Raw genomic sequence first — 20,084 nt, 5'->3', positions numbered from 1 at the left:
CTCACAAGTCAGTAGAGCGAACGCAGTCGAGCACGTCTCTCACCGCACCTCTCTCACCGCAGCCCGAACCGCCCGGCCCAGGCCATCACGTCGGCGGTCGTCGCGTTGCCGCCGCACACGACGAGACCCAGTCGGCAGTCCTCCCCGACCCGCTCCAGCACCTTGCGGGCGGCAGGCAGGAGACACCCCGCCGCGGGTTCGCCCCACACCTTGGCGTGGTCGGCGAGGTCGAGGCAGCCCCGCACGGCCTCCCGGTCCGGGACCACGAGGACCTCGGCGACCAGAGCCGCCACATGGTCGTACGTCAGCTGCGAGACGGACGGTGCGCTCAGCGTGGACACGACGGAGGACAGCGCCACCGGCACCGGCCCGCCCGCGGCGAGGGCCCGGGACATGGCCTCGGCGCCCTCGGTCTCCACCCCCCAAACTCGGACATCCGGACGACGCGCCCGCAGCGCCGCCGCGACCCCGGCGATCAGACCACCGCCCCCGACGCTGACGAGGACGTCGGTGAGCTCGCCCGCGTCCTCGGCGAACTCCAGTCCCACCGTCCCCTGCCCCGCGATCACCAGCGGGTCGTCGAAGGGGTGGACCAGCGTCAGCCCCTCGTCCCGCAGCCGGTTCACGAGCGAGAAAGCGCCGTCCATGTCGTCGGTCAGCCGCAGCGAGGCCCCGGTCGCCTCGACGATCTCCACGGACCGGGCTGGCGCCGAACGCGGCATGACCACCGTCGCCTTGACGTCGAGGGCCGCCGCCATGTGGGCCAGGGCGATCCCGTGGTTGCCGCCGCTGACCGCCACGACCCCGGCCGCCCGCTCCGCCTCGCTCAGCGACAGCAGCTTGGCCGTCGCGCCGCGCGCCTTGAACGAGCCGGTGCGCTGGAGCAGTTCGAGCTTGACGGTGACCGGAGCGCCGAGCAGCGCGGACAGACCGGGGCTGGGCAGGGTGGGAGTACGTACGACGTGTCCGGCGATCAGCCCGGCCTGCTGCTCGATGTCCGTGATCCCGATCAAGACTGTTCCTTCCGGCGGGGAGTGCTCTTCTCGAACCCTGTCCCCGCGGGCGGCGCAGGTCAACCGGCCCTCAGAGATCGCGCCGCAGCAGGTAGTCCAGCAAAGGACGCAGCTGGTACGCCGACTCCGCGGCCGCGAGGTGACGGCGGGACTCGGCGAGCGCGGCCGATCTGCCGCCGCACTGCTCGATCAGGGCCGCGATCTCGGGCAGGGGCCCGTCCGACTCCAGGAGCCGCCCCAGCCGCGCCGCCGCGGGAGTCGGCGAGTCGAGCGCGGCCAGCACCGGGAACGTCTTCTTCCGTTCCCGCAGATCACCGTGCACGGGCTTGCCCGTGACCAGGGGATCGCCCCAGATGCCCAGGACGTCGTCGACGATCTGGAAGGCGACCCCCAGATGCCGTCCCGCCCGGTCCAGCGCGGCCACCTCGGCCGGGGGCGCCCCGCCGAGCAGGGCGCCCAGCGCCGCGGCGCAGCCCAGCAGCGCCCCGGTCTTGTGCTCGGCCATGGCCCGGTACTCCGCCGATCGCACCCGCTCCGGTCCCGTCCAGGGGCGCGTGGCGAACAGGAGGTCGTCCGCCTGACCCCGCACCAGGTCGGACAGGGCAGCGGACAGCATGCGTACGGCGTCGGAGCCGGCGTCGGCGAGGATCTCGACGGCGAGCGCGAACAGGGCGTCTCCCGCGAGGACGGCGGGTCCGGTGCCGTAGGCCTTCCACACCGTGGGGCGGCCGCGCCGGGCCGGGTCGCCGTCCATGATGTCGTCGTGGAGCAGCGAGAAGACGTGCACCAGCTCCACCGCGACCGCCGCGGGCACCCCGGCCCGCCCGGGCGCGCCGGCCGCCTCGGCACCCAGCACGGCGAGCGCCTGCCGTACGCCCTTGCCCCCGGAGGCCTCGGCCGGGGCGCCGCCGACCTCGCACCAGCCGAAGGAGTAGGCGGCCATCTCGCTCACCCAGGGGTGCAGCCGGCCGACCGCCTCCTGGAGCGCCGGCTGCACCAACTCGCGGCAACGGGCGAGGACTTCGGGAACAGCGACGGTCGTCACAGAACCGCCTCCGTCCGCACGCCGAACTCCTCCTGGGCCCGCGTCACCATCTCCCGCGCGTGCCGCAGCCCGGTCCGCTCCAGCACGCGGGCCAGGTCGTCCAGTTCGGCCGCGGTCTCGGCTCGGTCGCGGCCCAGGCGGGCCAGTGCCTTGGCGAGTCCCAGCCGGGCCAAAGCCTCCCCGCGAGGTTCGCTCATGGCACGGAACTCGGCGAGCGCCTGCTCGTACAGGTCGCGGGCCTCCGGGTAACGCCCGGCCCGATAAAGGACGTTGCCGCGCATCTTGTGGTTGTAGGCCAGCGCGCTGGACAGGTTCATCTCCCGGCACGTCGTCTCCGCCTCGGACAGCAGCGCGAGGGCCCGTTCGGTGTCGCCGTCGCGCACCGAGGCGAGGTCGGCGAGCCCGCGCAGCGCCCAGGCGTGACCGCGCCGGTCGTCGGCGCCCGCGGCGATCTGCGCCGCTTCCTCGAACATGGCGAACGCGGTGTCGTAGGAGCCGGTGTTGCGGTGCATCTGCGCGATGCCGGACAGCGCCCACACCGTGTGCCGTGCCTCGCCGCGCCGCCTGGCCTCGGCCAGCAACTGCTCGTGCAGCCGGCCGACGGCCTCGTAGTCGCCCTGGATGCGGCCGGTCTCGGCAAGACCCGCCAGCGAGTAACCGCGCACCACGACATCCCCGCCCCGCTCACCGAGCTCGGCCGCGAGCCCCAGCAGTCGCCGGGCCAGGGCGAAGCCGCCCCGCTGCCGGGCCAGCGTGCCGCCGCTCCACAGCGCCCAGGCCATGCCCGCGGTGTCCCCGGCCCGGCGGGCGGCCCGGTAACTCGCCTTCCAGGCCCGGTCGGCGTCGGCGACCCGGCCGAGCCTGCGCTGCGCCTCGGCGACCGCGAGTCCGGAGCGGGCCGCCTCCCCGTGCCGTCCGGCCCGCTCGGCTGCTCTCAACTGCTCGGTGCCGGCGGCCAGGACGTCGTCCAGCGAGGAGTTCACGGAGAGAGCGGTGAGCGCGCCCTGGTACTCCGGGGCGAATGCCTTGCCGTACATGTATGCCTTTCCGTCCGTATACACACCATCTCTACATGCGGTGTATACATGGTGTGTATAGCGCCTTGAAAATGAGCCCCGACCCGGAGGCCGGGGCGTCGTCCGTTGCCGGTCAAGACGTGGACGGAGCCGGACGGGTTGCCTGTGAGGCGCAGATCACTGCCCGGGGCCTCAGTGCTGCTGCGCCTTCTGCGGGGTCACCTCGCTCGGCCGTACGACGACATAGCCCGAACCCTGCAGCATCAGCTGCACCGCCTCGCCGGAACCGCCGCGCAGCATCGAGCCGATGGACTGCGAGCGGTGCAGCGAGGTGCCCAGGCCCGCCGTCCAGCCGACGACCGCGTCCGTGTCGACGTACACGGGGAACTCCGGCGAGACCGGGATCACCAGCGGGTTGCCCTCGCAGACGAGACCGAGCCTGCCGTGGCCCGTGAAGACGCTGTTGAACAGACCGCCGCCGGCGATGCCGGCGCCCTTGACGGTCGAGATCCGGTAGGCCAGCGAGGCGTCGAAGCACAGGACGTTGCGGCCGTTGACCGTGAACTCGTCGCCCTGTTCCACATCGACGACGAAACAGTTCTGTGCCTCGTGAGCGAACCAGGCTTCGCCCTGTCCGCGCACCGCCATCAGCGGCAGTCCCTCGCCGGTGACGGCCCGCTTGAGCATGCCGCCCACGCCCTGGCCCTTGCGTTCGAACTGGAGATTGCCGCGGTAGGCGACCATTGCCCCCTGACGGGCGAGCATCTCGCCGTGCACCGCGTACCTGATGCACTTGGAGTTCTCGACCGTCATGCCCGGCGCGGTGGCCGGCTGCACCATGTGCTCACTGGAAAAGAGGTCACCCTTCATGGGGGCATCCTGGCCCGGAGGGATCCCCTCCGCCAAGATCCCGTCCGGTACGGGAATCAGGCGCCGAACAGCTGGGTCCAGTACGTGCCCGCCGGGCCGCCGCCCGCGAACCCGATCCCGATGTGGGTGAAGCCGGGCTTGAGGATGTTGGCGCGGTGGCCGGGACTGTTCATCCAGCCTTCGACGACCTCGGCGGCGGAGCGCTGGCCGCACGCGATGTTCTCCCCGATCGAGCGGCGGCCGGAGCCCGCGGCGGCGGCCCGGTCCCAGGGCTGGGTGCCCTCCGGCGAGGTGTGGGAGTAGAAGGCGCGGACCGCCATGTCGGTGCTGTACGCCTGTGCGGCACGGGCCAGCAGGGGATCGACGGCGAGCGGCGGCAGACCGGCGCGGGCGCGCTCGCGGTTGGTGAGGCCGACGACCTCCTCGCAGGTCCGCGTCAGGTCGGCGGGGGTGAGCGGCCTGGCCCACAGGGCTGTCCAGTACGTGTCGCCCGAGCGGCCCTTGGTGGCGTGGGCCAGTCCGACGTGGCGGAAGGCCGGGTCGTGCAGGGTCCGCCGGGGCTGCTCGGTGCGCAGACAGTACTCGACGAGCTCGGACTGGTTGCGGGGGCCGGAGACGAGGTGCTCGCCGAGGGTGATGAACGCGTATCCGGTGGCGGTGAGCCGCTGGAAGACGGAGACACCGTCGGGACCGTCGACACCGAGCCGGCCCGCGGAGGCCATGGCCGAGGCGTGGCGGCGGGCGGCTTCGGTGAGCCGGGGGTCGAGCGTGACCGGGGGTGAACCGGCCGTGGCGCGGGCGGAGTTGACGAGTGAGAGGAAGGTCGCCAGATCGGGGGCGGGCGCGGCGGCAGGCGGTGCTCCCGGTGCCGTGGGCGTCGCCCGCGCCGGGGTAGGAGCGACAGAGCCAGTCCTCGATGGCGAAGGTGACCCCGCAGGGTGTGCTCCCGCGGCGGGCGGGGTTGCGGTGGCCCGCCCTGTCCCCGGTGCCGTCAGTGACGCGGAAGGCGTCGCGGGCATCGGTGTGTCGTCGACGACGTCCACCCCGAAGTCCCGCACCAGCCCCGCCAGTCCGTCCGCGTACCCCTGTCCGAGCGCCCGCAGCTTCCAGCCGTCGCCCCGCCGGTAGATCTCCGCGAGCAGCAGTACGGTCTCCTGCCTGGGCCGCGGTGGCGCGAACCGGGCCAGCGGGCGACCGCCGGCGCCCGTGACCTGGAGGACCGGGGCGGGCAGCCGGCCCAGGGGAGTGCCGGGGTCGGCCGGGCTGACGACCACCGTGACCCTGGTGGCGCCGGCGCGCAGTCGCCGGGGATCGACGGTCAGCGCGTCGCCGGAGAGCCGGGCGCCGGGCACGACGGGCTGGTTGTAGAACACGAAGTCCGCGTCGCCCCGAACCTTGCCGCCCTCGTCCGTGACGAGGGCGGAGACATCGAAGGGGCCGGACACCCGCACGGTGACTGCCCCATCGGGGAGGGGCAGATTGCCCCCGGGGACCAACTCGCCCATCGTGCCGCCCTGATGTCGTCGTTCGCTGGGAGAACGCACACCGGGGCACAGGGGTTCCCGGAGTGCGCTCAGTCCAGCGTGAGCGCCGGCGCCATGTCCTCGTGCCGCTCCACCGGAGCCTTGCCGCGCGGAGCCTTGACCGACTTGACCGCCTTGCCGCAGAACGCGGAGTCCAGGGTGCGCAGCATCGTGTTGAGGACCGTGCCGTTGTTGGACGTGTTGGCGACCGCCGCGAGCGTGCGCTTGCCGTCCTTCGAGGCGAACGCGTACGTGTAGAAGCCCTGCACGGCACCGGTGTGCCCGTACACCGAGACCCCGCACGACAGATCGCGACGGCGCAGCCCGAGACCGTACGCCTGGCTGCTTCCCGACGGCATCCACCGTTCCATCTGGGCCAGTTGCGCGGCCGAGGTGAGCCGGCCGCCGAGCAGCGCGGACAGGAAGGTGTTCAGGTCCCGGGTGCTGGAGATGAGCGCGCCCGCGCTCTGCGCCCACGACACGGTCTGTTCGGTCGCGTCGACGAGCGGGGCGCCCGCCTGGTCCGGGGTCAGATAGCCGCGCGCGTGCGGGCCGGGGATCTTCATGCCGGGGTGGACGTAGAACGTGTCGCGCAGCTTCAGCGGCTCGATGATCCGGTGTTCGTACTCCGTCCGCACCGGGTTCCCGGTCAGCCTCTCGATGAGCATCCCGGCGACGACGAAGTTGGTGTTCGAGTACGCGTACACCGCACCCGGCGCGTTGGTGCGCGGGTGCTGCAGGGAGAGGTTCACCAGTTCCCCGGGGGTGAAGACCTTCTTGCGGACCGCCTCGAAGCCCGGGACCGTCTTGGCGAACATGTCGTTCGTGTAGTCGTACAGGCCGCTGCGGTGGCCCAGGAGGTGCCGCACCGTGATCCGGTCGTCCGGCAGCAGCCCGGGCAGGTACCGGTTGACCGGCGCGTCGAGCTTCAGCTTGCCCTCCTCGACCAGTTGGAGCAGGACGACGGCGGTGAAGGTCTTGGTGACGCTGCCGATGCGGAACCGGTCGGCGTCGCTCATCGCCCGCGCGCTCGAGCGGTCCGCGACGCCGACCGTGGCTCGGAACACCGTGCCCCCGTCGTCGATCCGGGCCATGGACCCCGGCGCGCCCTGCGCCTGAGCCGCACTCAACACACTCCGCACACCCGCGAGGTCCACCGCGGGGGCGCCGGGTGACTCGGCGTGGGCGGGGACCGCGAGAAGGGGCAGCAGGACCGCTCCGGCCGCCGTCCCGACCACCACTCGTGCTGATGTCATACGGCTCTTCTCCTTCACTGGTCACAGCAACGGCACAGCCAATCCTGCTTCTTTTATTGACGTCGGAAAAGAATCCCCCTAGGTTCCCGGTCATGCGCCCCGCCACCCGCGCCGAGACGTTCCCCGCCAACACCCCTGCCGCCTCACAGGTGTTCACGACCGTCCTGTCCCACGGTCCCCTCACCCGTCTGGAGGTGGCCCGGCGTGTCGGACTGTCACCGGCCGCCGTCACCAAGGCGGTCCGTCCCCTCATCGAGGCCGGGTACCTGGTGGAGGGCGCGGACGAGGAGGCCCGGCCCGCTCTCGGCCGGCCCGCGAACCTCGTCCGGGTCGACGGCGGACGGGCCCTGTTCATCGGCGTCAAGGTCACCGGCGACGAGATCATCGGGGTTGTCACCGACCTGTGCTGCCGTGTCCGAGTCGCCCGGCACCTGCCCCTGCCCGACCGCGACCCGAGGACGGTGCTCGCGAGTATCGCCGAGCTCACCCAGAAGCTCCTGGCCGAGACGGACGGCGCGACCACCCCCGTCCTGGGCCTCGGCATAGCCGTCTCCGGCGATGTCGACCGGGCCGAGGGCACCGTCCGCTACTCGCCCTTCCTGGAGTGGCGCGAGGTCCCGCTCGCCGAACTCGCCGCCATGACCACGGGGTTGCCGGTCACCGTCGACAACGACGTACGCGCCCTGACGGTCGCCGAGCAGTGGTTCGGCGCCGGGGCGGGCCTGTCCGACTTCGCCGTGGTCACCGTGGGCGCCGGCATCGGCTGCGGCCTGGTGGTGCACGGCCGGGTGGTCGCCGGGGCGCACGGGGTGGCCGGGGAGATCGGCCATGTGACCGTCGATCCGTCCGGTCCGCTCTGCCACTGCGGCAACCGCGGCTGCGTCGAGGCGATCGCGGGCGAGGCCGCGATCGTCCGGCAGGTCCGCGAGGCCACCGGCGCCGAACTCCCCGACGCCCGAGCGGCCCTCGCCCTGGCCCGCGAGGGTGTCGCCGGGGCCCGGGACGTGTACGCGCGCGCGGGGGAGGCGATCGGCCGGGGCATCGCCACCGTCGCCAACCTCCTCGGCCCCGAACGCGTGATCATCTCCGGCGAGGGACTCGCCGCCTACGACCTGTTCGCCGAGCAGATCCGCGACGCCTTCGTCGCGGCCGCCTTCGGCTCCGCCGCCCGCTGCGACGTCCGCACCCGCCCACTGCCCTTCGAGGAGTGGGCGCGCGGCGCCGCCGCCACCGCCATCCAGTCCTTCATCAGCCCGGACCCGAGCAGCTAAGAACCCGCACTCCACCCGCACCCCATTGGAGGTACGACCCATGCGGTCATCCTCGTACTTCGCCATGCCCGCCAGAGCCCTGCTGGTGCTCGCGCTCACCGCGGTCGCCGTCCCCACGGCCCACGCCGCCGACACCACCGCGCCCGCCCTGGCCGCCAAGCCCTACATGGGCTGGTCCAGCTGGAGCATGCAGTCCTCCAAGTACCCCGGCCTGAACCCCGACGGTGACTACAGCTATCTCACCGAGGCCAATGTCCTGAAGCAGACCGACGCCCTGGCCGCCAAGCTGAAGAGGTACGGCTACGAATACGTCAACATCGACGCCGGCTGGTGGATGGACAAGACCTGGAAGTCCGGGTTCGACCAGTACGGCCGCCAGAAGCCCGACCCGGTCCGCTTCCCGCACGGCATGAAGGCCGTCGCCGACCGCATCCACGCCAAGGGCCTCAAGGCCGGCATCTATCTCCCGGCCGGCCTGGAGAAGGGGGCCTACGGCGACGGGAAGACACCGATCTGGAACGCCGAGGGCTGCACCACCGCCGACATCGTCTACGACGACCTGCGCACCACCAACGGCTGGGACAGCGCCTACAAACTCGACTTCGCCAAGCCGTGCACGAGCAAGTACATCGACTCCCAGGCCCAGTCGATCGCCGGCTGGGGCTACGACTTCCTCAAGCTCGACGGCGTCGGCCCCGGCTCCGGGAAGAGCGGTGACCAGTACGACAACGTTGCCGACGTGGCCGCCTGGCACCGGGCGACAGCCGCGACCGGCCGCCCGATCCACCTCGAACTCTCCTGGTCCCTCGACATCGGACACTCCGCCGACTGGAAGAAGTACTCGCAGGGCTGGCGCATCGACACCGACGTGGAGTGCTACTGCAACACCCTGGTCAGCTGGGAGAACTCGGTCGACGACCGCTGGGACGACACCCCCGCCTGGACCCGGCACGCCGGACCCGGCGGCTGGAACGACCTCGACTCCCTCGATGTCGGCAACGGGCAGATGGACGGCCTGACCAAGGCCGAACGGCAGAGCTACGCCACCCTGTGGGCCATCGCCAAGTCCCCCCTCTACACCGGCGACGACCTCACCCGCCTCGACTCCTACGGCCTGTCCCTGCTGACCAACCGTGAGGTCATCGCGATCGACCAGGGCCCCAACCCGCCCGCACAGCCGGTCACCCCGTCCGACCCGCAGCAGGTCTGGGCCGCGAAGAACACCGACGGCACCTACACCGTCGCCCTGTTCAACCTCGCCGACGCCCCCGCCGCCGTCACCGCCGACTGGAGCACCCTCGGCTTCACCGGCAAGGCGTCCGTCCGTGACCTGTGGAACCACGAGAACCTCGGCACCTACGCGAACAAGGTCACCCAGGCCCTGCCCGCCCACGGCTCGCGCCTGTTCACGGTCACCCCGCGCGGCACCGCGGTCGCTCTCACGGGACTTGAGGCCGAGTCCGCCGCGAACACCCTCAAGGGCAACGCCTCCGTGGCCGACTGCTCCGCCTGCTCGAACGGGAAGAAGGTCGGCAACTTGTACCTCGGAGGCGCCCTGACCTTCAACGATGTCGTCGTCGCCAAGGCCGGCACCTACCAGATCAAGGTCTCCTACATCAGCGGTGACGCCCGCTCGGTGGACATCTCGGCGAACGGCGGCGGCGCCACCCGCCACAAGCTCCCCGCCACCGGCGACTGGGGCACCGTGTCGAGCGTGTACGTCCCCGTGACGCTCAAGGCCGGGGCCAACACGATCACCTTCGACAGCGGCACCGGTTACGCGCCGGACATCGACCGGATCGACGTACCCAAGTCCTGATCAAGCGGACCGACGTACCGAAGTCCTGACCGAGCCTCCAGGAGCCGCCATGCCCCCCGCCCCCTCCAGACGCGGTGTCCTCGCGCTGACCGCCGCGCTCGCCGCCCTGCCCACGTTCACGGCGACCGCGGCACCGCAGCGACCCGCCGACTCACCCGCCCTCGACACCGAACCGCGCCACCGGCTCTGGTGGCAGGCCCCCGCCGACGAGCACTCGATGATCGAACAGGGCCTGCCCGTCGGCAACGGCCGCCTCGGTGCCCTCGTGAGCAACGACCCCGGCCGTGAACTCCTCCTCGTCACCGACGCCACGATGTGGACCGGCGGCCCGAACGACACCCTCGACGCCGACGGCCAGTTCCCCTACGGCCGCCAGGACTTCGGCTCCTTCACCCTGCTGGCCCGGCTCACCGTGGACATCCCCGACCACGACCTGTCCGCCGTCTCCGGCTACCGCCGCACCCTCGACCTCGCACGAGGTGTGAACGAGACCTCGTACGTCCGCTCCGGCGTCACCTACCGGCGTCGGATCTTCGCCAGCCACCCCGACGACGTCATCGTGCTGCACTTCACCCAGAGCGGAGGAGGCCGCTACACCGGCACGATCACGCTGGAGGGAACGCATGGCGAGGAGCCCGCGGTCTCCTTCGGGGCCGCCCTCCCCAATGGCCTGAGATACGGGGCCGCGATCGCGGCGTACGGCTCCGGCGGCCGCGTCACCGTCGAGGGCCCGCACATCGGCTTCACCGGATGCGGGGAACTCACCGTCGTCCTGAGCGGGGGCACCAACTACACGCCCGACGCCGCCGCCCACTACCGCGACCCCTCCCTCGACCCGCACAAGCTCGCCCGCGCCAAGGTCCGCACGGCCGCCCGCCACCCGGCGAACACCCTGCTCCGCACCCACACCGCCGACCACCACGCCCTGTTCGGGCAGTTGGACGTCTCGCTCGGCACCTCCTCCGCCGAGCAGCGCTCCCTCGACACCTGGGAGCGCCTGCGCGCCCGCGCCCGGGACGGGGCTCCCGACCCCGAACTGGAGGCCCAGTACCTCCAGTTCGGCCGCTACCTGATGATCGCGGCCTCCCGCGGCAGCCTGCCGCTGGGTCTGCAGGGGCTGTGGCTCGACGGCAACGACCCCGACTGGATGGGCGACTACCACACCGACATCAACATCCAGATGAACTACTGGGCGGCCGACCGAGCAGGTCTGCCCCAGTGCTTCGACGCGTTCACGGACTACTGCGTCGCCCAACTGCCGTCCTGGACCGACCTCACGCGCAGACTGTTCAACGACCCCCGCAACCGCTACCGCAACTCCACCGGGAAGAACGCCGGCTGGACGGTGGCCATCTCCACCAACCCCTTCGGCGGGGGCGGCTGGTGGTGGCATCCGGCGGGCAACGCCTGGCTGTGCAACTCCCTGTGGGAACACCACGAGTTCACCGCCTCCCGGGCCCATCTGGAGAAGATCTACCCCCTCCTGAAGGGCGCCTGCGAGTTCTGGGAGGCACGGCTGCTGACCATGACCCTCCCGGGGACCTCACGGGAGGTTCTGGTCGCCGACAGCGACTGGTCGCCCGAGCACGGCCCCCTCGACGCCAAGGGGATCACCTACGCCCAGGAACTCGTGTGGGCCCTGTTCGGCAACTACTGCACGGCAGCGGCCCGGTTGAAGAAGGACCCGGAGTTCGCCGCCACGATCGCCGGCCTGCGCAAACGCCTCCACCTCCCGCAGGTCAGCCCCACCACGGGCTGGCTGGAGGAGTGGATGTCCCCCGACAACCTCGGCGAGACGACCCACCGCCACCTGTCCCCGCTCGTCGGGCTCTTCCCCGGCGACCGCGTCCGCCCCGACGGCTCCACCCCGGCCGAAGTCGTCGAGGGCGCCACCGCCCTGCTCACCGCACGCGGCATGGAGAGCTTCGGCTGGGCCAACGCCTGGCGCGCCCTGTGCTGGGCCCGCCTGAAGAACGCCGACAACGCCTACCAGCTCGTCGTCAACAACCTCCGGCCCTCCGACGGGGGCAGCAACGGCACCGCCTTCAACCTCTTTGACATCTATCAGGTGGAAAAGGGCCGCGGAATCTTTCAGATCGACGCGAATCTGGGTACCCCTGCGGCAATGATCGAAATGCTGCTCTACTCCCGCCCAGGCCACCTGGAACTCCTGCCCGCCCTGCCCGACGCCTGGGCCGCCTCCGGCTCCCTCAGCGGAGCGAACGCCCGCGGCGGCTTCGTCGTCGACCTACGCTGGCGGGATGGGAAACCGACCGAAACTCGGATCCGCAGCACCGGCGGCCGCACGACGACGGTCGCCCACGCGGGAAGCGTCCGGACGGTGACACTCAAGCCGGGAGCCACGGTCACCCTGAAGGGCTTCGACCGATGAGGCGCCGGACGGCCCGCAGCGCCCGGTTCGTCGCCGTCACGGTCGCGGCCGCGGCCCTCCAGTCCACGCCCGCACCGGCCGCCGTCGGCCCGCCCGACGGGGTGATCACCTGGGGTGCGAGCGCCTACGCCATCGGCGACTCGGCCGCCGACCGCGGCTACCGCATGGTCATCCACACCAGCGTCGGCGGCCGGGACCCCCGTATCCGGCTCTCCAACGCGTTCGGCCACCAGCCGGTCACCTTCGACAGCGTCTACGCCGGCCTCCAGCTGAAGGACGCCGCGCTGGTGCGCGGCACCAACCGGCGGCTCACCTTCGAGGGTTCGTCCTCCGTCACCGTGGAGCCCGGCGCAACGGTGTACAGCGACCCGCTGCCCGGCACACTGGCCGCCGGATCGAACCTGGTCGTCAGCGTCCACACCCCGGACGCCGCGGGCCCGGTCACCGGCCACTCGATGGCCCTGCAGACGTCGTACGCCACCCGGGGCGACCACACCGCCGAGGAGAGCGGCGCCCACTGGACCGAGCGCATCGGGTCGTGGTTCTACCTCGACGCGGTCTCCGTGCGCACGCCCGCGGCCACCGGTGCCGTGGTCGCGCTCGGCGACTCCATCACCGACGGCTGGCAGTCCACGTCCGACCTGAACCGCCGCTGGCCCGACTACCTCGCCCGCCGCCTGCAGAAGGCGCACACCACGGTCAAGGGTGTGGCCGGCGAGGGGATCTCAGGCAACAAGGTGCTGGCCGACGGGGCCGGACCGAGCGCCTTGAACCGGCTGGACCGGGACGTGCTCTCCCAGCCGGGCGTGCGGACCGTGTTCCTCTTCGAAGGTGTCAACGACCTCAAGGCTCACAGCGGCGTCACCGCGCCGGATCTGATCGCCGGGTACCGCGAGATCGTCGACCGGGCCCACGACGCCGGCACATGCGTGGTCGTCTCCACCATCGCCCCCTTCAAGGGCTGGCCGGAATGGGACCCGGCCGCCGAGACCGTGCGACAGGAGGTCAACGACTTCGTCAGGAGCCACCGCGACGAGTTCGACGCGGTCACCGACTTCGACCGCGCCCTGCGCAGCCCCTACGACCACGAGCGGATGCTCCCCGTCTTCGACGGCGGGGACCACATCCACCCCAACGACAAGGGGATGCAGGCCATGGCGGACTCCGTCGACCTGAACAGCCTGGACTGCGCACGCCACTGAGCGGCCGTCAGTCGTGGACCGTCGTCTCCGGGACGATCAACCCCTCGCGGTAGGCGACGGCCACGGCCTCGGTGCGGCTCGCCGCACCCAGCTTGGCCAGGATGTTGGAGACGTGCACACTCGCCGTCTTGCCGGTGATGAACAGCTCCTCGCCGATCTGGCGGTTGCTGCGCCCCCGGGCGAGCAGCCGCAGCACGTCCTGCTCGCGGGCCGTGAGCGGCGACGCGGTGGGCGGGGCCTCGGTCAGCCTGCCGCGCCGCATCAACTCGTCCACGTGCTCCAGCAGGACCGTGGCACCGAGCCGGGCGAACACCTCACGCGCCGCACGGGCCTCGGCCGCGGCCTCCTCACGCCGGTCGGCGGCGAGCAGCGCCTCGGCGTACCGCAACCGGCAGCGCGCCGGTTCGTACACGTCACCGAAGTCGAACGCGGCGACCGCCTTCGCCCAGGCCCCGGCATCCGGCCCCGACGCGGCGCGGGTCCACTCCGCCTCGGCCCGCGCCAGCCAGGCCTGTCCTTCCGGGCCCTGCGGTATCCCGCGCTCGCCGTGCGCGGCGGTGGTCCTGGCCAGTTCGACCAGCTCGGTCGCGGTCTCCGCCCAGCGACGGGCCCCCGCCTGGTCCCCTTTGCGGCGCAGATCGTCGGCCCGGTCGGCGACCGCGGACAGGGCGAGGGCAGCCAGCCGGACGGTGACGTGAGGGAGCGCACCCGTGTCGTCCGTCAGCGCCGCGACGGTGGACCGCATCCGCTGCACGGCGTCCTCCGCATCGCCCCGCAGCGCCGCCGCGTCGGTCAGCGCGATGCCCGCGACGAGCGTGGCCATCCAGTCGAAGGGCCCCTCCAGCAGGGCCCGCGCCCGGTCGGTGGCCCTGAGGTCGCCGCGTGCGAGCCCGACGTACAGCGCGGGCGCCATCGTGTACCCGCCGGCAGCGGGCAGCACATCGGCATCGGCGTGGGCCGCCCGGACACAGTCGTCCCACAGGCCCAGCGTGTACAGCACCAGCAGGTGCAGGTAGCGCATCTCCATCGGATACGGCGACGACAGCAGCCCGGCGCGACGGGCACGGTGCAGGCCCTCGGTGAGCCAGGGCAGGCACTCGTCGAGGTGCCCGGACTCGAAGCAGCCGACGGCGAGGTTGAACAGCGCGCGCATCTCCACGGGCGTGCTGCCCGCCCGCCGGGCCAGCTCGCGGGCCTGCCGCAACCGCTCCCGCCCTGCCTCCGTGCGGCGGCCGCCGCCTTCCAGGACGGCCAGGGAGATCAGCAGATCCGCCTGGGCGTCCGGTACGCCCAACTGCTCGGCGGTGCCGAGGGCCTGCCGGGCGACCCGCAGCGCGACCTCGTTCTCCCCGACGTGCCGGGCCGCCATCACATGGGTGGCCGCGGCCCACACCCAGGTACGGGACGGGGGATCGGCGGGGATCATGGCGAGCGCCTCGCTGCTGTAGGCGAAGGCCGCGGTGAGGTTGTCGACGCTCATCAGGTTCCCGGCGAGGGTGTAGCGCACCCGGGCGGCGAGTTCGGAGTCCGCCTCCTGGCCGACACCGGCGAGTGCGGCGCGGGTGAGGGAGACCGCCCGGTGCAGTTCGCCGGTGTGCGCGGCCGCCGCCGAGGCCCGCAGCATCAGCCGTACCCGGTCGACGCCCTCACCGGAGGGCCGCGCGGACGGCTCCACCGCGGACCACAGGTCGAGGGCCGCTTCCAGATGCCGTAGCTCCTCGGCGGGCGCCCCCACCCGCTGGGCGTGGTTCGCGGCCTCCAGCGAGGCGGCGAGCGCGGGGGCGAGGTCATGGCTCTCGCGGTAGTGATGGGCCCGCTCCGCCGCGCTCTCGGCCCGGCGCCCGCGCCCGTCGAGCAGCCGGGCGAACGCCCCGTGCAGCCGCGCCCGCTCGCCCGGCAGCAGATCGCCGTACACCGCCTCACGGGCGAGGGCGTGCCGGAACGCGTACGTGTCCTGCTCGCCGGGCACCAGCAGCTGCCGCCCGATGGCCTCGCGCAGGGCCCCTTCCAGCTCCTCGTCGGGCAGTCGTACGGCATCGCGCAGCAGGTCGTGCTCGACGCGCCGCCCGGCCACGGCGGCGGTGCGCAGCACCTGCTGAGCGGTGTCGGACAGCTGCTCGAACCGGATCAGCAGCACATCGGCGAGCCCACTGGGCACCCCGCCCTGCCCGCTCCCCGTGGCGGCGAGCAGCTCCTCGGCGTAGAAGGCGTTGCCCTCGGCCCGCTCGACGATCCGCCGCACGGTGGTGTCCGGCAGCGGCCCCTCGCGCAGGGCCCGCACCAGCCGGGCCACCTCGCCGTCGGCCATCGGCCGCAGCTCCAGCCGCTCGACGGCGGGCAGCCGCACGAGCTCGGCGAGCAGCGGCCGCAGCGGATGACGCCGGTGCAGGTCGTCCGCCCGGTACGAAGCGAAAACGGCCAGCCTATGCGTGGGCGCCCCACCGGCCGACCGCTGGAGGATGCCCCGGCTGAGCAGGAACCGCAGCAGATCACGGGACGACTGATCGGCCCAGTGCAGATCCTCCAGCACCAGCAGCAGGGGAGCGACGTCCGAGAGATCGGCGAGCAGCCCGGCGATCCCCTCGAACAGCCGAAGCCGCCCACCGGAGTCCCCGGTGGAGCCGCCGCCCAACAGCCGCTCCACCACGGGGTAACCGGCGAGAACACCGGCGAACCGCTCGTCCTGCGCGAGCGCCCCCAGGACCTCGGTGAACGGCAGATACGGCAGGCCGACATCACCGAGATCGACACAGTGCCCGGTGAGCACGGTCGTCCCGGCAGCCGCGGCCCGCCCCGTGACCTCGTCCAGCAACCGTGTCTTGCCGACCCCGGCGTCCCCGGCGACGAGCACCGCCCGGGCCTCCCCGCCGCGGGCACGCTCCAGCACGGCGGAAAGCCGGGTCAGCTCGTCTTCCCGGCCGATGAGAGGCGTACTGATGGAGATCTGCGACACGCGTACATCCTGGCACGCGACACTGACAGCGCATTTGATCTGAGGGCGCGGTGACCGACCAAGGGGCGCGGGGAACTGCGCGACCAGCCACAATCAACCCGCAGCCGCCATCCGACAGGTAGCCCCGAGCTCACCTGCGCAATGTCCGAGCCCAATCCGCCGGCACCCGCCCCTCAGGGCCCGGCGCCGGCTGCCCCTCCGGATGACTCACCGGCCCCGCCAATTCCGGCCCCGCCTCGAACATCTCGTTCGTCTCGAAGTTCCAGAACCACTCCTCACCCGGCTCGAAACTCTGCACCAGAGGATGCCCCGAGTCCCGGAAATGCCCGGTCGCGTGCTGCCCGGGCGAGGAGTCACAGCACCCCACGTGCCCGCACTGCGCACACCGCCGCAGATGGAACCACCATCCGCCCGCCGCGTCGCACTCCACACATCCGTCCCCGCTGGGCGGCACGCTCGGGTCGAGCCCCTTGATGTCGGTCATTCCGGCTCCTCGGTCGTGTCATTGTCCGCGGTGGTCAGGGGAAGCAGCACCTGGAAGCGGGTGTCGCCCGGTGACGACTCCACCTGAAGCGTCCCGTGGTGCTTGTTGACCACGATCCGCCAGGAGATGTCGAGCCCGAGCCCGGTCCCCTCACCCACCGGCTTGGTGGTGAAGAAGGGATCGAAGATCCGCCCGCGGATGTCCGGCGGCACCCCGGGCCCGCTGTCCCGGAACTCCACCAGCAGCCGGTCGTGTTCGAGGGCGGTCCGGACGGTCAACGTCCCTTCCCCGCCGACGCTGTTGATGGCCTGCACCGCGTTGTCGATCAGGTTGGTCCACACTTGGTTGAGCTCGGCCGGGTAGGCCGGGATCCGCGGCAGTGTCCGGTCGTAGTCCTTGACGACCTTGATCTGCTGCCCGATCTTCCCGGACAGCATCAGCAGCGTGCTGTCGAGGAGTTCGTGCACGTCGGCCACCTGGAAGGGCGCCCGGTCCAGCTGGGAGTACTGCTTGGCCGCGTCGACGAGATGGGAGATCCGGTTCGTGGAGTCGTTGATCTCGTCCATCAACAGCTCGGTCTCGACGGTGTAGTTGAGCCAGCCGATCGCGTTCGGCAGGATCTCCTCGTCCACGGCCGCCGCGACCTGGTCCAGCCAGTCGGCGTCGAGGCCGGCCTGGACGAAGGTGGGCGCGATCCGCCAGCCCTCCTGGATGCCGTGGTCGTCGAGCCAGTCGCTGAGCGCGTCCTCCCGGTCGGAGGCCTCCAGTGGGCTCAACGTCGGCGCCTTGGCGACCCGTTCGGCCGTGCGCTCCTGGATGTCGATGAGGTTCGCCATCACCTCGGGGCTGTAGGACCCCTGGGCGATGATCGCGAGCTTGTGCCGCATCTTGCCGACCCGCTCGCGCAGCGTCGCCGTGGCCCGTACGGCGGCCGCGGCCGGGTTGTTGAGCTCGTGCGTGAGACCGGCGGACAACGAGCCGAGTGCCAGCAGCCGTTCCCGCTGTCCGATGGCCCGCTGGGTGTTCTTCGAACCGAAGAAGAGCCCCTCCAGCAGATGGACCGCCATCGGGAACCACTCCTGCATGAAGGCCGAGAACTTCTCCGCGGGCAGCACGAAGAACCGCGAGGGCTCGGTGACCCGCATGGAGTTGTTGTAGGTCTGCTGCACCCGGTCGCCGAGGTAGGCCTGCATGGACCCCGAGTACACCCCGCGCTGCGAGGTGCGGTTGACCTCCACGTCGTCGCCGGCGACCCGGCGCGAGAGCACGACCGTGCCCTCGATCATCACGTAGAAGCAGGTGGCGGGCTCACCCTCGGTGTAGACGGGCCCCGGTTCGAACTTCTCCACCCGGCCCGCGCTGCACAACTGCCCCAGCTGCTCGGGGGAGAGCTTCTCGAACAGGAACAGCGAGCCGATCTCGCCGGGGCTGCACGGCATCAGCTGCCCGCTCATGACTGCTCCAGGTACCGGTGGACGAGCATCACGGCCATGGCTCCCTCTCCGACGGCGGACGCGACGCGCTTCGCGGACTCGGCGCGCGCGTCGCCCGCGACGAACACGCCCGGAATGTTGGTCTCCAGGTGGTACGGCGGCCGGTCCAGCTCCCAGTCCGCCGGCGGCCGTCCGTCCGGGGTGAGGTCGGGCCCTGCCAGGATGAAACCGTGCTCGTCCCGCAGCACTGTGCCGTCCAGCCAGCCGGTCAGCGGGGCCGCGCCGATGAACACGAACATCCACTGAGCGTCGACGAGTTCGGTCTCACCGGTCTCGGTGTCGCGCAGGGTCAGCTGCTCCAGATGGTCGGAGCCGTGCGCGGCCTCGACGACGGTGCGCGCGCGGACCGAGATGTTGGGAGCCTCCTCGATCTGCTGGATCAGATAGTGCGACATCGACGCGGAGAGGTCGGGGCCGCGCACCAGCAGGGTCACCGACTTGGCACCCCGGGACAGATACATCGCCGCCTGCCCAGCGGAGTTGGCGCCGCCGACGATGTAGATGTCCTGCCCCTGGCAGGAGGCCGCCTCGGTCAGCGCCGAGCCGTAGAACACCCCGCACCCGGTCAGGTCCGTGCAGCCCGGCGCCTCCAGCTGCCGGTACGACACACCGGTCGCCAGGATCACGCTGTGCGCGGCCACCGCCGACCCGTCGGAGAAGCGCACGGTGCGGGCCGCGCCGTTGACCTCCAGGCCCGCCACCTCGCGGGCGGTGAGGATCTCCGCGCCGAACTTCGTCGCCTGCCGGCGGGCCCGGTCGGTGAGCTGGGCGCCCGACACACCGTCCGGGAAGCCCAGGTAGTTCTCGATCCGTGAGCTCTGGCCGGCCTGCCCGCCGGTCGCCGAGCGCTCCACGAGCACGGTCCGCAGCCCCTCCGAGGCCCCGTACACCGCCGCGCCGAGCCCGGCCGGGCCGCCGCCGATGACGACGAGGTCGTAGAAGTCGGCGGTCGGGGTCGTGGCGAGACCCACGTGGGCGGCCAGGTCGGGTGCCTCGGGCTCGACCAGGGGAGTGCCGTCCGGGGTGATCACCACCGGCAGCCGCTGTCCGTCCTGGCCCGCGGCGGCCAGCAGGCGCTGCCCCTCGGGCTCGTCCCTGGAGTACCAGCGGTACGGCACCTGGTTGCGGGCCAGGAACTCCCGCACGTCCGAGGAGCGCGCCGACCAGCGGTGTCCGATCACCTTGGTGGCGGGCACGGGCCGGTAGTCGCTGCAGCGCCACGCCTCCAGGAGGTCGTCGAGGACCGGGTAGAGCTTCTCCTCGGGTGGGTCCCAGGGCTTGAGGAGGTAGTGGTCGAGGTCGACGACGTTGATCGCGTCGATCGCCGCGCTGGTGTCCGCGTACGCCGTCAGCAGCACACGGCGGGCGCCCGGATACACGTCCAGGGCCTGTTCGAGGAACTCGATGCCGTTCATCTGCGGCATGCGGTAGTCGGCCAGGATCACCGCCACGAGGTCGCCGCGCAGCTTCAGCTCCCGCAGCGCCTCCAGCGCGGACTCACCGGACTCCGCGCGCACGATCCGGTACGACTCGCCGTAGCGCCGCCGCAGATCACGGGCGACGGCACGGGAGACCCCCGGGTCGTCGTCCACGGTCAGGATGACGGTCCGCGCCGATTCGGCGGCCTGTGCCATACGTCTCCCACCCCGAGCGGTCGGTCAGGGCACGGCGCCCCCCGTGGTCACCGGCCCGGTCCCGCCCATCGTATGTTCGATCGCCCCGCTACGCGCAGGCGTGCCTGACCCTG

Annotated in this window: 14 protein-coding genes; 4 read left to right on the top strand and 10 right to left on the bottom strand. The window is 71.9% G+C overall.

The window, feature by feature from the left end; genetic code table 11:
- Nucleotides 1-53: 53 nt before the first annotated feature.
- The 6 genes from ACIRP7_RS30165 to ACIRP7_RS30140 all read right to left on the bottom strand — a co-directional run bounded on the left by ACIRP7_RS30165 (nucleotide 54) and on the right by ACIRP7_RS30140 (nucleotide 6,723).
- The gene (locus ACIRP7_RS30165; RefSeq protein ID WP_403665615.1) at nucleotides 54-1,013 is read right to left on the bottom strand and encodes a threonine/serine dehydratase; all 960 of its coding nucleotides are present in this window, start codon (nucleotides 1,011-1,013) and stop codon (nucleotides 54-56) included.
- A gap of 70 nt (nucleotides 1,014-1,083) precedes the next feature.
- Nucleotides 1,084-2,058, bottom strand: a complete 975-nt coding sequence (locus ACIRP7_RS30160) for a polyprenyl synthetase family protein (RefSeq protein ID WP_403665613.1) — start codon at nucleotides 2,056-2,058, stop codon at nucleotides 1,084-1,086.
- Nucleotides 2,055-3,095, bottom strand: coding sequence for a tetratricopeptide repeat protein (locus tag ACIRP7_RS30155; protein ID WP_403665611.1), 1,041 nt, complete (start codon nucleotides 3,093-3,095; stop codon nucleotides 2,055-2,057). The genes ACIRP7_RS30160 and ACIRP7_RS30155 overlap by 4 nt, the downstream gene beginning before the upstream one ends.
- Nucleotides 3,096-3,266: 171 nt before the next feature.
- The gene (locus ACIRP7_RS30150; RefSeq protein ID WP_403665609.1) at nucleotides 3,267-3,944 is read right to left on the bottom strand and encodes an AIM24 family protein; all 678 of its coding nucleotides are present in this window, start codon (nucleotides 3,942-3,944) and stop codon (nucleotides 3,267-3,269) included.
- 56 nt (nucleotides 3,945-4,000) lie between these two features.
- A complete protein-coding gene (locus ACIRP7_RS30145) occupies nucleotides 4,001-5,449 on the bottom strand; it encodes a CAP domain-containing protein (protein WP_403665607.1) in 1,449 nt (482 codons plus the stop codon).
- 68 nt (nucleotides 5,450-5,517) lie between these two features.
- Nucleotides 5,518-6,723, bottom strand: a complete 1,206-nt coding sequence (locus tag ACIRP7_RS30140; protein ID WP_403665605.1) for a serine hydrolase domain-containing protein — start codon at nucleotides 6,721-6,723, stop codon at nucleotides 5,518-5,520.
- 92 nt (nucleotides 6,724-6,815) lie between these two features.
- Here ACIRP7_RS30140 and ACIRP7_RS30135 point away from each other — a divergent pair, with 92 nt between their 5' ends.
- The 4 genes from ACIRP7_RS30135 to ACIRP7_RS30120 are packed head-to-tail and all read left to right on the top strand — an operon-like array spanning nucleotide 6,816 to nucleotide 13,407.
- Nucleotides 6,816-7,994, top strand: coding sequence for an ROK family protein (locus tag ACIRP7_RS30135; protein WP_403665603.1), 1,179 nt, complete (start codon nucleotides 6,816-6,818; stop codon nucleotides 7,992-7,994).
- A 40-nt stretch (nucleotides 7,995-8,034) separates the two neighbouring features.
- Complete coding sequence (locus tag ACIRP7_RS30130) at nucleotides 8,035-9,813, top strand: alpha-galactosidase D (protein WP_403665601.1); 1,779 nt, start codon at nucleotides 8,035-8,037, stop codon at nucleotides 9,811-9,813.
- 49 nt (nucleotides 9,814-9,862) lie between these two features.
- Nucleotides 9,863-12,205: a glycosyl hydrolase family 95 catalytic domain-containing protein gene (locus ACIRP7_RS30125; protein ID WP_403665599.1), complete on the top strand. Its 2,343-nt coding sequence runs from the start codon at nucleotides 9,863-9,865 to the stop codon at nucleotides 12,203-12,205.
- A complete protein-coding gene (locus tag ACIRP7_RS30120; protein WP_403665597.1) occupies nucleotides 12,202-13,407 on the top strand; it encodes an SGNH/GDSL hydrolase family protein in 1,206 nt (401 codons plus the stop codon). Before ACIRP7_RS30125 ends, ACIRP7_RS30120 begins: the two co-directional genes overlap by 4 nt.
- Before the next feature lie 7 nt (nucleotides 13,408-13,414).
- On the opposite strand, the gene ACIRP7_RS30115 is transcribed toward ACIRP7_RS30120, so the two are convergent.
- The 4 genes from ACIRP7_RS30115 to ACIRP7_RS30100 all read right to left on the bottom strand — a co-directional run bounded on the left by ACIRP7_RS30115 (nucleotide 13,415) and on the right by ACIRP7_RS30100 (nucleotide 19,971).
- The gene (locus tag ACIRP7_RS30115) at nucleotides 13,415-16,360 is read right to left on the bottom strand and encodes a helix-turn-helix transcriptional regulator (RefSeq protein ID WP_403665595.1); all 2,946 of its coding nucleotides are present in this window, start codon (nucleotides 16,358-16,360) and stop codon (nucleotides 13,415-13,417) included.
- Between the two features lie 130 nt (nucleotides 16,361-16,490).
- Nucleotides 16,491-16,844 carry a UBP-type zinc finger domain-containing protein gene (locus tag ACIRP7_RS30110; protein ID WP_062048337.1) on the bottom strand — a complete coding sequence of 118 codons (354 nt, stop codon included), beginning with the start codon at nucleotides 16,842-16,844 and terminating at the stop codon, nucleotides 16,491-16,493.
- Entirely contained in the window at nucleotides 16,841-18,298 is a 1,458-nt protein-coding gene (locus ACIRP7_RS30105) for an ATP-binding protein (protein ID WP_403665593.1), read from the bottom strand. The genes ACIRP7_RS30110 and ACIRP7_RS30105 overlap by 4 nt, the downstream gene beginning before the upstream one ends.
- The gene (locus tag ACIRP7_RS30100) at nucleotides 18,295-19,971 is read right to left on the bottom strand and encodes an FAD-dependent oxidoreductase (RefSeq protein WP_403665591.1); all 1,677 of its coding nucleotides are present in this window, start codon (nucleotides 19,969-19,971) and stop codon (nucleotides 18,295-18,297) included. The genes ACIRP7_RS30105 and ACIRP7_RS30100 overlap by 4 nt, the downstream gene beginning before the upstream one ends.
- Nucleotides 19,972-20,084 lie beyond the last annotated feature (113 nt).

This window comes from Streptomyces sp. NPDC102270, assembly GCF_044766405.1.
Taxonomy (GTDB): Bacteria; Actinomycetota; Actinomycetes; order Streptomycetales; family Streptomycetaceae; genus Streptomyces.
This window is presented reverse-complemented; position numbering and strand designations above follow the sequence as displayed.